This window comes from Roseibium sp. JB4-4 (genome assembly GCF_055693425.1).
In genome coordinates this window covers 5183908-5196891 of sequence record NZ_CM146333.1, presented here as the reverse complement: position 1 = coordinate 5196891, position 12984 = coordinate 5183908, and the positions used below count along the sequence as shown (strand labels likewise).

10 protein-coding genes and 1 pseudogene are annotated in these 12984 nt (G+C 56.5%); all 11 read right to left on the bottom strand.

Annotated elements, in window-relative coordinates; translation table 11 throughout:
• Window position 1: 1 nt before the first annotated feature.
• Window positions 2-1402, bottom strand: a complete 1401-nt coding sequence (gene murC / locus ACZ1HV_RS24400; protein WP_298821329.1) for a UDP-N-acetylmuramate--L-alanine ligase — start codon at window positions 1400-1402, stop codon at window positions 2-4.
• A pseudogene (murG, locus tag ACZ1HV_RS24395) lies at window positions 1399-2504 on the bottom strand (undecaprenyldiphospho-muramoylpentapeptide beta-N-acetylglucosaminyltransferase). The gene murC and the pseudogene murG overlap by 4 nt, the downstream one beginning before the upstream one ends.
• A 17-nt stretch (window positions 2505-2521) precedes the next feature.
• Window positions 2522-3679: an FtsW/RodA/SpoVE family cell cycle protein gene (locus ACZ1HV_RS24390; RefSeq protein WP_152500766.1), complete on the bottom strand. Its 1158-nt coding sequence runs from the start codon at window positions 3677-3679 to the stop codon at window positions 2522-2524.
• A gap of 1 nt (window position 3680) precedes the next feature.
• Window positions 3681-5081 carry a UDP-N-acetylmuramoyl-L-alanine--D-glutamate ligase gene (gene murD, locus ACZ1HV_RS24385; protein ID WP_472716586.1) on the bottom strand — a complete coding sequence of 467 codons (1401 nt, stop codon included), beginning with the start codon at window positions 5079-5081 and terminating at the stop codon, window positions 3681-3683.
• 5 nt (window positions 5082-5086) lie between these two features.
• A complete protein-coding gene (gene mraY, locus ACZ1HV_RS24380) occupies window positions 5087-6172 on the bottom strand; it encodes a phospho-N-acetylmuramoyl-pentapeptide-transferase (RefSeq protein WP_298986299.1) in 1086 nt (361 codons plus the stop codon).
• Between the two features lie 10 nt (window positions 6173-6182).
• Window positions 6183-7613, bottom strand: coding sequence for a UDP-N-acetylmuramoylalanyl-D-glutamyl-2,6-diaminopimelate--D-alanyl-D-alanine ligase (locus tag ACZ1HV_RS24375; RefSeq protein ID WP_472716585.1), 1431 nt, complete (start codon window positions 7611-7613; stop codon window positions 6183-6185).
• Window positions 7610-9079, bottom strand: a complete 1470-nt coding sequence (locus ACZ1HV_RS24370; protein WP_472716584.1) for a UDP-N-acetylmuramoyl-L-alanyl-D-glutamate--2,6-diaminopimelate ligase — start codon at window positions 9077-9079, stop codon at window positions 7610-7612. The genes ACZ1HV_RS24375 and ACZ1HV_RS24370 overlap by 4 nt, the downstream gene beginning before the upstream one ends.
• Window positions 9080-9168: 89 nt before the next feature.
• The gene (locus tag ACZ1HV_RS24365) at window positions 9169-10881 is read right to left on the bottom strand and encodes a peptidoglycan D,D-transpeptidase FtsI family protein (RefSeq protein WP_298821346.1); all 1713 of its coding nucleotides are present in this window, start codon (window positions 10879-10881) and stop codon (window positions 9169-9171) included.
• Between the two features lie 10 nt (window positions 10882-10891).
• The gene (gene ftsL, locus ACZ1HV_RS24360; RefSeq protein ID WP_472716583.1) at window positions 10892-11179 is read right to left on the bottom strand and encodes a cell division protein FtsL; all 288 of its coding nucleotides are present in this window, start codon (window positions 11177-11179) and stop codon (window positions 10892-10894) included.
• Window positions 11118-12287, bottom strand: coding sequence for a 16S rRNA (cytosine(1402)-N(4))-methyltransferase RsmH (gene rsmH, locus ACZ1HV_RS24355; protein ID WP_472716582.1), 1170 nt, complete (start codon window positions 12285-12287; stop codon window positions 11118-11120). Before rsmH ends, ftsL begins: the two co-directional genes overlap by 62 nt.
• A complete protein-coding gene (locus tag ACZ1HV_RS24350) occupies window positions 12284-12751 on the bottom strand; it encodes a division/cell wall cluster transcriptional repressor MraZ (protein WP_298821352.1) in 468 nt (155 codons plus the stop codon). The genes rsmH and ACZ1HV_RS24350 overlap by 4 nt, the downstream gene beginning before the upstream one ends.
• Window positions 12752-12984 lie beyond the last annotated feature (233 nt).

Genomic DNA, 12984 nt, shown 5'->3' with positions numbered 1-12984 from the left:
CTCACAATTCTTCAAGCTGCTTGGGCAATGCATAGGCCCATTGCGTGATATTCCCGGCTCCAAGACAGACAACGAAGTCACCGGGTTCAGCCAGTTCCTTGATCAGGCCAGGGATCTCTTCGGGACCGTCGATGGCCTGAACATGCCGGTGCCCGCGTGTTTTCATGCCTGACACGAGGTCGGTGTGCAGAGCGCCTTCAATCGGCTGCTCACCCGCAGCAAAAACCGGCGCGATTATCACACTGTCGGCATCGTTGAAGCAGTTCGAAAAATCGTCGAACAGGCTCTGCAGCCGCGTATATCGATGCGGTTGCATGACGGCGATAACCTTGCCCGTTGTTGACTGACGGGCTGCATGCAGAACCGCCTTGATTTCCACGGGATGATGACCGTAGTCGTCAAAGATCTGTACACCGTCCACGGTCCCTGTGTGAGTAAACCGACGCTTCACACCGCCAAAAGACGATATTCCCTTTTCCAAATCTTCGGGACCGACACCAAGTTGCGCCGCTACTGCAATTGCAGCCGTAGCATTGGATACGTTATGCAATCCTGGCATCGGCAGAACGAGATCCTTCAGTTCGATCTCCTGATCCGTGCGCCGATCCCTGATTGTGACCGAAAAGATGGACTTACCACCATCCATGGAGACATCGGTGAAGCGGACATCCGCCTGTGGATTGGTGCCGTAGGTAACAACACGGCGGTCTTCAATGGTTCCGATCATGGTCTGGACTTCCGGATGGTCGAGACACATCACCGCAAACCCATAGAACGGTACATTTTCGATAAACTGCCGGAACGCTGCGCGCACCCCTGCGAAATCGCCATAGTGATCGAGATGCTCTGGGTCGATGTTCGTCACGATGGCAACATCTGCAGGAAGTTTTACAAACGTACCATCGCTTTCGTCGGCCTCTACCACCATCCAGTCACCGGCACCCATCCGGGCATTGGTTCCATAAGCATTGATGATACCGCCATTGATCACCGTCGGGTCCAACCGTCCGGCATCGAGCAAGGCCGCCACCATGGAAGTGGTGGTGGTTTTGCCGTGAGTTCCGCCGACCGCAATAGCCTGCTTGAAGCGCATGAGTTCCGCCAGCATTTCAGCACGCCGAACCACAGGTATAAGCTTCTCCCGAGCGGCGACCAATTCCGGATTGTCCTTCTTGATCGCCGAAGACACGACGAGAACTTCAGCTTCGCCGAGGTTATCCGCCTCATGCCCGACAGTGACCGGAATTCCATTCGCACGCAGTCTTTGAACATTCGCGTTCTCGGCCATGTCGGAGCCTTGAACCTGATAGCCAAGTGTCTTCAACACTTCGGCAATGCCGCTCATGCCGATACCGCCGATACCGACAAAGTGGATCGGTCCGATGTCCTGCGGCATTTTCATGGCCGTTCTCCTTTTTTATGCGCAATGGTCTCGACCAAATCGGCCAGTCGCTTCACTGCATCGGGTTTGGCGACACTGCGTGCTCTTTCGGCAGCTTTCGACAGCATGTCGGGTGCATCCATGAAGCGGAGGATTTCTTTTGAAAGGCGCTCCGGATGAAGGTCCACCTCGCGGATCGGCCAGGCGCCACCGGCCTTTTCAAGAACCTTGGCGTTGGCCGCCTGGTCCTGGTCGATTGCACCCGGAAGCGGCACCAGGATGGATGGACGGCCAAGTACGCTAAGCTCACTCACGGACGAAGCACCAGAGCGGCAAACAACAATGTGCGCCTGTGAGATGCGCTTCGGCATATCCTGGAAAAAGGGGCGCACTCGGCGGCAACGCCAAGATCCTTGTAGGCCTTTTGCACGCGATCCATGTCTTCGGGACGGCATTGCTGCACAATGCGCAAACGGGATCTTGCTTCACCAGGCAGGTGTTCAACACTCGGTGGAACCAAATCTGAAAAGAAACGTGCTCCCTGGGAGCCGCCGAAGACAAGCAGTTTGAACTCACCACCGGAGCACGGCGCGTCATAAGGCAAATCAGCAGCCTCCAGCACAGCATCGCGCACTGGATTGCCCGTCTCGACCTGTTTGCTTGAGAAAGTATCCGACAAGTCCTCGATCGGAACACTTGTGGCAATCGCGGTCACTCCTTTCGCCAGGAGCTTGTTTGCACGGCCCATGACCGCATTGGCCTCATGAAGAATGGACGGCGTTCCGGTCATTCGAGCTGCAAACATGGGTGGAAAAGTTGGATAACCTCCAAATCCCGCGACAACGTCTGGCTTCAACGTCCTGATCACGGAACGTGCCTGCAACGTGCCTTTCAGGAGACTGAAAACAGTCTTGGCGAGCGAAATCGGATTGCGGCCACGGATGGTTTCAGAAGCGATGATGTGAACATTTCTGGCAGGAAAAGCAGACCCGTATTTGTCTGCACGCTCATCGGTCGCCAGTTCCACGGTCCAACCACGCCGGAGCAATTCGCTTGCCAGCGCCTGTGCGGGAAAAAGATGGCCACCTGTGCCACCCGCCGTCAATAATACTGTCTTACCCATGGAATACCGGTCTGAAACTACATCAACGAAGAAGGCGAAAGTCGGCTAACCGTCACGGCTTCGCTGCGCGAGGGCCGCGGACGCCGTCGGGTTAGAGCCAAAATGGCACCTGCAGTCATGGCAGACGACAGGAGCGACGATCCGCCATAGGAAATGAATGGCAAGGTCATGCCCTTGGATGGGATCAAGTGAAGATTGACGGCGAGATTGATGGTCGCCTGCAACCCGAACAAAACCAGGAGACCTGCCGTGGCAAGACGGCTGAACGCATCCTGGTCACGGCCCGCGTGGCTCAGACCCCGGATGACGATAAAGGCAAAGACACCAACCAGTAACAGACAAACAACAACGCCAAACTCCTCGCCGACAACAGCGAAGATAAAGTCCGCGTGGCTGTCCGGCAGAACGCGTTTGACGGTCCCCTCACCCGGCCCCTGACCGAACCAGCCACCAGACAGGAAGGACTCCATTGCCGTATCCACCTGGAATGTGTCGCCAGAACTCGGATCAAGAAAACGATCAACGCGATTGGTAACGTGCGGCAGAAAAACGTAGGCCGCAAAGAGCCCCACAACGCCGATCAGCCCCAGCGCAATGATGATCACCCAGGAAATGCCATTGAGAAAAAACAGGCCTGCCCAGACGAGACCAAGCAGCATGGTCTGACCGAAATCGGGCTGCGCGATCAACAGCGCCGCGCAAATGGCAAACAGGACAAAGGCAAACAAGATACCTGGGATCTCGCGCCGACGGCCACTTTCAGAAAGCAAAAATGCCACCAGGATTACAAAAGCCGGCTTCAGGAATTCTGAGGCCTGCAGAGAAACCCCGGCTATGTAAATCCACCGGCGCGCGCCCTTAGTTTCAAATCCCATGAACAGCGTGGCAATCAACAGGAATACCGAGACTGTGAACACGACAAGCGCTGCCCTGCGAACCATGCGGGGCGTCATCAAAGACGCGGCCAACATGATGACAAGTGCTGGAACAACAAACATTGCCTGACGTTTGACGAAATAAAGAGAGTCAACGCCAATCCGTTCCGCCACGGGCGGGCTTGCGGCAAAGGCAAAGACCACGCCTGCCAAAAGCAAAAGTCCGAAGGCAGCAAGCAGATAGTGATCTACCGTCCAGAGCCATTCGGCAAATTTGCTGCGATCCGCGCGCGAGACCATGCTATGCCACCTCCTGAGTGTTACCAGCACCAGGCAAGGCACGCACCGCATCTACAAAAGCAGCGCCCCGCAGTTCAAAATTCGGAAATTGGTCGAAGCTCGCACAGGCAGGAGACAGCAAGATCGCTATCTCGGCTGCGTCGTCTTCAGCCGCTTCGGCAACTGCATCCTTGACCGCCTGTGGCATGGTTCCACTGACCTTGTAAGGAACACGACCATCCAGCGTCTTCGCAAAAGCGTCAGCTGCTTCGCCGATCAGGAATGTTTTCGCAATCTTCGGGAAATACTCGTCCAGGGATGAAATGCCGCCTTCTTTGGCCCGCCCGCCTGCAATCCAGTAAATCCGGTCAAAACTTGCCAGTGCCCGCGCAGCCGCGTCTGCATTTGTTGCCTTGGAATCATTGATGAAGAGAACACGTCCCTGCCTCGTAACGACTTCCATGCGATGGTGAAGGCCCGGAAAGGTCTTCATTGCCTCAGCGATACGGTCTGCAGGAAGCTCCAGCGCGCGCAATGCAGCGAATGCCGCGGCAGCGTTTTGGCCATTGTGATCACCGCGAAGACTGTCGATACCCCCAAGCGTCGCAACTTCACTCTGTGTTCCTTCGTGCGCTTCGAAGAGGCGACCGTGGCGCGCATAGATTCCATTGGTGAGTTCACGCTCACCAGCGATCCGGCAGACAGGCTTGCGCGCAAGTTCCAGGCGATCGGCAATCGTTGAGGACAGACGGTCATCCACGCCGACAATGGCAACTTTCGAACCCGCCACCAGCCGCTCCTTGATCGCAGCATAGTTTTCCATGGAACCATGCCTGTCGAGATGGTCGGGCGACAGGTTCATGTGGATGCCGACGGTCGCGTCAAGCGATGGAGCCAAATCGATCTGGTAGGAAGAACACTCCACAACATAGTGTCGACCGGGCTGCGGTCTTTCAAGATCCAGGACCGGTGTGCCTATATTTCCGCCAACCTGGACATCCAGTCCAAGCTCTTTCAGGAGATGGGCAACAAGTGCGGTTGTTGTCGACTTCCCATTTGTGCCTGTGATGGCAATCAGCGGGGCTTCTGGGCAAAGCCTGCGCTTTTCGCGGCAGAAGAGCTCCACATCGCCGATGATTTCAACACCCGCATCTCGCGACAGTTCGACTGACCAATGCGGTAACGGATGTGTCAGCGGGACTCCAGGCGCAAGAACCAGTGCGCTGACATCCGACCAGTCAATCTGCTTCAAGTCTGATGTCTGCAAGCCTTCGCCGGCAGCTTGCTGGACCCTGCCTTCGTTGTCGTCGAAACACACCACATCGGCACCGCCTGCCTTGAGGGCACGCGCGGTCGCAAGTCCGGATCCACCCAATCCGAACAGGGCAACCTTCTGGTTTGCAAATGTGGTGACTGGGATCATGTGGCCTACCTCAGCTTCAGCGTGGCGAGGCCAACCAGAGCAAGCACAACAGCAATGATCCAAAAGCGGATCACCACCTGGCTTTCGGTCCAACCCATGATCTCGAAATGGTGGTGGATCGGGGCCATTCGGAAAACACGCTTGCCCGTCAATTTGAACGATATGACCTGGACAATCACTGAAACAGCCTCAAGCACGAATAAACCGCCGATGATTGCCAGTACGATCTCGTGCTTGGTTGCGACTGCAATAGCTCCAATCATACCGCCCAGAGCAAGCGATCCCGTGTCACCCATGAAGATCGCCGCCGGAGGCGCATTGAACCACAAGAACCCGAGACCTGCGCCAATGACGGCACCGCAGATGACCGCGAGTTCACCTGTTCCCGAAACATGATGGATTTGCAGATAGCTTGCGAAAACAGCGTTACCGGACAGATAGGCAATCAAACCGAAGGAAGCACATGCAATCATCACCGGTACGATTGCGAGCCCATCGAGCCCGTCCGTCAGGTTGACCGCATTGCCTGCGCCGACCATGACAAAGGCGGCAAAGGGGATGAAAATCAGACCGAGATTGAGTGTGAAGTCCTTCAGGAATGGAAAGGTTATCGCCTCGGAATACTCCGAAGTGTCGAGCACTGTGACCGCATAGGCGGCAACTCCGGCAATCAGAAATTCAAGACCAAGACGCGCTTTGCTGCCGAAACCCTTGTGGGACGACTTTGTCACTTTCAGATAGTCATCATAAAAACCGATGCTGCCGAAACCAAGTGTTACGAAGATCACCACCCAGACATAAGGGTTGGAGAGATCCGTCCATAAAAGGGTTGCAACCATCGCACCGGAGAGGATCATCAACCCTCCCATCGTCGGTGTGCCTTTTTTGGTCAGGAGATGGCTCTCCGGTCCATCGGAGCGGATGGGCTGACCGTGTCCCTGGCGAATACGCAGGCTGGCAATAATTTTGGGACCAAACAGAAAGACAAAAAACAAGGCGGTCATGATCGCACCGCCTGTGCGGAACGTGATGTACCGGAACACGTTCAGTGCCGATATCTGGTCCGCAAATTCCCCCAAGAAATAAAACATCAGCTATCCCTTATGCCGCCGCGATATCGTCCGCGGGCGGATATTCCTTTTTGAGGGCCTCGACAAGCGGGCCCATTCGGGTACCAAGCGATCCCTTGATCATAACAACATCACCAGACCTGACGTCGCCCAAAAGAAGGTCTTCCAGATCTTTTGCACTTTCGCTGTAGTGAGCCCGAATTTCCCGTGGCAGGTTCTGCCAAAGCACATGCATGTGAGGCCCAACGCAGTAGACCGCATCTATGCCAGCTTCAAAGATCGGCACCTGCAACTCTCCGTGCAGCCTATCGGCGTCGGCGCCAAGTTCCAGCATGTCGCCCAGAACCGCGACGCGTCGCCCCGGACGTGTGACCGGCGCTTCGCCAAGTACCGCAAGAGCCGCACGCATTGAAGCCGGATTGGCATTATAGCTTTCGTCAATAAGGTTCAGTTCGCCATCTGGCATCGGCAGCCGCGTCACCTCACCCCTGCCCTTGGGAGCGCGCATCGCATCAAGCGCCAAACCGGCTTTTGCAAGGTCGGCGCCAAGGTCAACAACTGCGGTCAGCACCGCCAGGCTGTTCTTGACGAAATGTTTGCCGGGTGCACCGATCTTGTAAGTGATCTCCTGTCCCAGGATATTTGCATCGACACTCGATCCACCTGGATAACTGGCATGGTTTTCGATGCAACTGTCGGCCGAAGCTGTTTCACCAAAGGTTTGGACGACCGATACGCCCGCATTGACGGCCAGGAACTTCAACAGATCGTATTGCTGGTTGTCCCTGTTCAAGATCGCGATACCGCCCGGCTCCAAGCCACTGAAGATCTCCGCTTTCGCCTGGGCAATCTTTTCAACTGAATCGAAATATTCCAGGTGAACCGGTTGAACCGTGGTGATGATCGCAACATGCGGGCGAACCATCTTGACCAGAGGTGTGATCTCACCGGCGTGGTTCATGCCGATTTCGAACACTCCAAAGTCTGCATCCGCAGGCATACGCGCAAGCGTCAGGGGCACGCCCCAATGATTGTTGAAAGATGCAGCTGAGGCATGAACCTTGCCGGATTGCTCCAGCGTCATGCGAAGTGCTTCCTTCGTTCCTGTTTTGCCAACGGACCCGGTCACCGCAACAATTCTGGCATTTGAACGCGCCCGCGCAACAATACCCAACTTGCGCATCGCTTCCAGCGTGTCACTGACGATCACATAGCGTCCGTCTTCCGGCAATTCTGAAAGCCTGTCTTCCGACACGAGCGCCACGGCTGCACCGGCATCAAGCGCTGCGGCAACATAGTCGTGGCCGTCCAGGCGGTCGCCTTTGATCGCTATGAAAGCATCCCCGGGCTCAAGTGACCGGCTGTCGATGGATATTCCGGTGATGTCTGCACCAACATCACCTCTGGTGCTGCCTGCTGCAGCCTCAGCAAAGGCATTCAGAGTCCAAAGCGGCTCGCTCATGTGTTTCCTTCATTGCTGATGGCGCGTTGCACTGCATCGTGATCTGAAAAGGGAATCACTGTGTCGCCAACAATCTGGCCCGTTTCGTGTCCTTTTCCCGCAACACACAAGATATCGCCGGCCTCAAGACGGCGGACACCTTCCGCGATCGCCTCAAACCGATCCCCGATCTCAATGGCTCCCGGAGCACCCGCAAGAACGGCCTTGCGGATCGTGGCCGGATCTTCGGACCGCGGATTGTCGTCGGCGACAATGACCAGGTCTGCCTGACGGGAAGCCGCAGCCCCCATCAATTCACGCTTGCCGGGATCCCGATCGCCACCAGCGCCGATCACGACGGACAATTTTCCACGTGCGAAGGGCTTCAGCGCCGCTAGAGCGTTGTCCAGCGCGTCCGGCTTGTGGGCGTAGTCGACAAATACAAGCCCCCCTGAACCGGTCTTGCCGGCGAGTTCCAGTCGTCCAGGCGCTCCCTTCAGATTCTCAAGCGACCGAAGTGCCGTGCCCGTATCGATACCGGCTGAAATCGCCAATCCGGCAGCAATCAACGCGTTGGAAACCTGAAACCGGCCAATCAGAGGCAGCGTAACCCTGTATTCGCCGCGTACGGTCTGGAGGGTCAACTCCTGCCCCGCACCTTGCGGCCTCAGTCCGGTGAGAGTGAGATCCTTGCCCGTTTCTCCAACCGTGAATACGGCCAGACCACGTTCTCGGGCAACATCTGCAACCCTGTCAGCATATTTCTCGCCTGGATCCAGAACCACCGTTCCGCCAGTCGGTAGAAGTTCTGAGAACAGGCGGAGCTTGGCTTGAAGATAGTCTTCAAGAGTGGCGTGATAGTCCATGTGATCGCGGCCAAGATTGGTGAAACCCGCCGCTGTCAGCCGCACACCGTCCAATCTGAATTGATCCAGCCCGTGGGACGAGGCCTCCATAGCGGCATGGTCAATCCCCTCGACATGAAGCTCCGCAAGCTCCTTCTGGAGGGCCACCGGGTCAGGCGTCGTCAGTCCGCCGTAACTTTCACCATCAGGCTTGATTGTCCCAAGTGTTCCAAGGCTTGCTGCCGGATGGCCTGCCGACTGAAAAATCTGCCGGACGAAATGAGCGACGGAGGTTTTGCCTGCGGTTCCGGTAACAGCAACAATCGTATCCGGCTGAGCCCCGTAAAACCTTGCCGCCATGCGCGCCAGAACCTGCCGCGGCTCTCCAGCGCCAAGCACGATCGTCCCAGCTGGGCAGTTGTTTCTGACGCTCTCGACCGCATCCAAAGCACATAAAATGACAAGAGCCCCGGAAGAAACCGCATCCGGGGCGAACTTTGTGCCGTCGACTGTGGCGCCCTTCAGAGCTGCAAAAAGATAGCCGGGCCCGACGTTTCGACTGTCCGCCGTCAACCCAGAAAGCTGCAGGTTCTTCGCCTCGCCCGGCACATCAAGGCCAGCGGCTAGATATTCAAGATCCATTTCACCCGATCGTCATCTGTGCGTCGTCTTTTCGAGAACCGGTACCGGCTGCGACCCCGCCGGCTCTCGAACCTTGTTAAAGTGTCTCCTTAATAGGAAATCTCGATTGGTTCATCCCCTTTACCGAAACGCGGCATTACACCCAACATCGGCGCGGAGCGGCGTACAATTGCGCCAACCATGGGCGCAGCGTTCCAACCTGCTGTAACGCCTGTTCCCTCGCGTTCGCGCTTGGGCTCGTCGATCACGACAAGCACCACGTAGCGCGGATCGTCCATCGGGAAGGCTGACAGGAACGAGTTACGCCGCTTATTGTCGACATATCGGCCATTTTCAATCTTTTCCGCAGTTCCCGTCTTGCCGCCAACGACATAGCCGGGAACATCCGCCTTGCGCCCCGATCCGGACAGCACGTTCAGGCGGAAAAGATACCGCATGATCCGGCTAACCTCGGGTGAAATGACCTGTTTTTCAACAGCTTGGACATCTGCCGGGCTGCGTGGCACAAAGGTTGGAGGCAGGAGTTTACCGCCATTCACGAGTGCAGCTGCAGCAACTGCGGTCTGCATTGGGGTCACCGATATTCCGTGACCGAATGAAATCGTCATGGCTGCCAGCTCGTTCCATTTCGGCGGCAGCAACGGCGCTGCATTTTCCGGCAACTCAGTCTTCAAACGCTTCGTCAGATGAAGGCGTTCGAAAAACTCACGCTGTCTGGATATGCCGGTTGCCAGCATCATTTTGGCTGTGCCGATATTGGAGGAATAGATGAAGATTTCCGGGACCGACAATATGCGGTTTTTCCCGTGGAAATCAGAGATTGTGCGACCTCCGGCTCGAATCGGGCGCGTGGCATCAAAACTGTCGTTGATTGAAACCGCTCCGGAATCCAGCGCCATCGCAGTCGTGAATGTTTTGAAAACGGAGCCCATTTCAAAGACACCGCCTGTTGCTCTGTTCAGACGGTCTTTTTCAAGTGCCTGCGAACGATCATTCGGGTCGTAATCAGGCAAGGAGGACATCGCAACGACTTCGCCAGTTTTAGCATCCAGAACGATCCCAGCGGCTGCGATTGCCTTGTAGCGCTCCATTGCCTTGACCAGCTCATCGCGCACTACATGCTGAACACGCAGATCAACGGAAAGGCGTACGGGCTCCATCGAGCGGTCCGACGTGAAGCCGAGAGACTGCAGATCTGCGAGCCATTCACCATCAATGTATTTTTCAATACCAGCCAGACCCTGATTGTCGACATTGACCGAACCGACAATGTGTCCCGCAGTCGGACCACCTGGATAAAATCTCTGGTTTTCAGACAGGAACCCGACGCCGGGCAGACCCAGATTGTGAATCTTCTTGGCTTGTTGCGGCGTCATTTCGCGCTTCAGCCAGACAAAGCCGGTGCCGCTTTCCAGGCGGCGGCGCACCAGGGCCTCATCAAGCTCCGGCAGAACGCGGATCAGCCCCTCGACGGCCTCGTCAACGTCAATGACGCGACGCGGCTCGGCATAGAGCGACGCGGTCTTGATATCCGTGGCGAGGATTTCTCCATTACGATCAATGAGATCAGGCCGCGATGCCGAGACAGAGTCCTGAGCGGAGATAAAGGCACGCGACGGTGCCTCCTCCATCTGCGCAAGCATGACAAGACGCCCGGCAATAGCGACATAAACGCATGCAAAGGCAAGCATGGCGACGTAGACACGAGACTTGACCGCGCTTGATGACACGGATCCCCGGGCGGCCCGTGGCTGGGAGCGCCGCACTTGGAGGAAACTTTCCGGTTCGCTTACCAACGTCATTTTACCGCCCTCATCGGATCGTTGCCGATGAGCCGGCATAGCCGCCCATCTGGTTGCCGCCGATCGGCTCCAGCATGACCGGGCGCGCAGGAAGGTCTTCCGGCGCCACGATCTGCTTCACATCAAGCGGCTTCAGTTGGAGATAATCGTTGTAACGTTCGACCAGGGCCTGCAGCCGGTCGGGCTTGTTCAACAGGCTCCACTCGGCCTTCAAATGCCGGATGGAATTTCGCTCTTCATCTATCTGACGCTGAAGATCGGCAACTTTCTCCGCCGATTTTGTTGCCGCCAGCTTCATGTCGTAGACGGTTGCAGCGCCAATAACGACTGCCAGAATGAACAATATGTTCAGCGTACGAACCACCTTCAGCCCCTAACCCATGATAGTCTGCCAGGCGTGGAACACCCGCTGCATGGATATCCAATTCCCGCGCCGGCGCTTCCGTGCGGCGACCAGCCCTGAGCTTTGCGGAACGAGCCCGCGGATTGACGCCTGTTTCATCCGCCGCCGCTTCCACAGCCTTGCGCGTCAAAAGCTCAAATGTCGCCGGAGGCACTTCTTGCTCGGGCATATGACGCGAACCACCCCCGCGAGTTCGTGTCCTGTCCTGGAAAAACCGCTTCACGATACGGTCTTCCAGCGAATGAAAACTCACCAGCACAAGACGCCCGCCGGGCTTAAGAATGCGCTCAGCGGCACCCAATGCTTCAGCTGCCTGGTGCAACTCTCCATTTACGTAGATCCGCAGCGCCTGAAACGTACGCGTTGCCGGGTGAATCTGGGCTTTCTTCGGTGAGCGGCCAAGCACCTTCTCGATAAGGCGCGCCAACTCCAGCGTGCGAGAAAATGGTTTTTCCTTGCGCGCATTGCCAATCGCATGCGCAACGGTCGTAGCCCGCTTTTCTTCCCCTAAAAGGCCAATGATGCGAATAAGGTCCTTCACCGGCATCTCGTTGACCACATCGGCCGCAGACGGGCCGGACTGCTCCATACGCATGTCAAGCGGGCCGTCTTTCATGAAGGAAAAACCACGCTCGGCCTCATCGAGCTGCATGGACGAAACGCCAAGGTCCAGAACAACCCCGTCAACACCATCAAATCCAGACTGACGAGCATGATCTTCCAGACCTGCAAACTGTCCAGCAACAAGTATCAGGCGGCCTTCGGCTTCCTGGACCAACGTCTGCCCACCGGCAATCGCATCCGGATCCCGGTCTATGCCGACAACTTTTGCGCCACGCTCTAGAATTGCACGGGAATAACCGCCGGCGCCGAATGTGCCATCCACCATGACTTCATCGGGCTGCGGGTCCAGCCACTCAAGAACCTCATCCAGAAGAACCGGCACATGACGCTCAGGTCCGCCTGCGGCGAGATTTTCATCTCTTACGCCAAGCGTCATCATGCCGGTCCTCCTTGAGAGGAGACGGGGCTCTGCCCCGACAGCATCGCGAGCGCGCGCTTTTGGGCCTCCGCGCTGTACTCACGAAACTTGTTTGGTTCCCAGATCTGAAATTTGTATTTCAGGCCAACGAATGTGACCTGGTCGGAAATGCCTGTGTGGTCCCGTATCATGTCGGAGATGGTCATACGCCCATCTCCATCAATTCTCGGGTTTTCGCTGGCCCCAAAAAGTGCGACGGCAAGCGCATCGTGATCAGGTGAAAGTTTGGCAAAGGCCTCAGACGTTGCCTCGATCTGCGCCAGCAGTTCGTTGCCGCCTGCATCGACCGCGTCGCAATGGGAGGATTTGATACAATAAAGACCTTCAAAACCATCTCTCGCAAGCACCGAGCGGAAAGGTGCCGGGATCGAAACGCGACCCTTGGCATCCAGCCGGTTGGTGTAGTGAGAAACAAATCCGGCCATAAATCCCCTCGAAGCGGGTCCCCACCCGCAGAAATCCCCTAATCACCCTGGAATGAAGGAAGGCCAGATACCCGCCAGGACATGCAATTTGCGAAAGCGGCTCCTGCTAAGCCGTTAAAACAGATGCCCTGAGCCCGACAAATATGGGCCCGCACTCCCCATTCTGGGTTCTTATGGGATACCATGGGAATTCATGGGCGGTCAATGGAATCTCTTGGATTCCAGCATGATTT

Coding starts and splice junctions, on each gene's coding strand:
- murC (WP_298821329.1), bottom strand. CDS start 1,402: ATGAAAATGCCGCAGGACATCGGACCGATCCACTTTGTCGGTATCGGC.
- ACZ1HV_RS24390 (WP_152500766.1), bottom strand. CDS start 3,679: ATGGTCTCGCGCGCGGATCGCAGCAAATTTGCCGAATGGCTCTGGACG.
- murD (WP_472716586.1), bottom strand. CDS start 5,081: ATGATCCCAGTCACCACATTTGCAAACCAGAAGGTTGCCCTGTTCGGA.
- mraY (WP_298986299.1), bottom strand. CDS start 6,172: ATGTTTTATTTCTTGGGGGAATTTGCGGACCAGATATCGGCACTGAAC.
- ACZ1HV_RS24375 (WP_472716585.1), bottom strand. CDS start 7,613: ATGAGCGAGCCGCTTTGGACTCTGAATGCCTTTGCTGAGGCTGCAGCA.
- ACZ1HV_RS24370 (WP_472716584.1), bottom strand. CDS start 9,079: ATGGATCTTGAATATCTAGCCGCTGGCCTTGATGTGCCGGGCGAGGCG.
- ACZ1HV_RS24365 (WP_298821346.1), bottom strand. CDS start 10,881: ATGACGTTGGTAAGCGAACCGGAAAGTTTCCTCCAAGTGCGGCGCTCC.
- ftsL (WP_472716583.1), bottom strand. CDS start 11,179: ATGAAGCTGGCGGCAACAAAATCGGCGGAGAAAGTTGCCGATCTTCAG.
- rsmH (WP_472716582.1), bottom strand. CDS start 12,287: ATGATGACGCTTGGCGTAAGAGATGAAAATCTCGCCGCAGGCGGACCT.
- ACZ1HV_RS24350 (WP_298821352.1), bottom strand. CDS start 12,751: ATGGCCGGATTTGTTTCTCACTACACCAACCGGCTGGATGCCAAGGGT.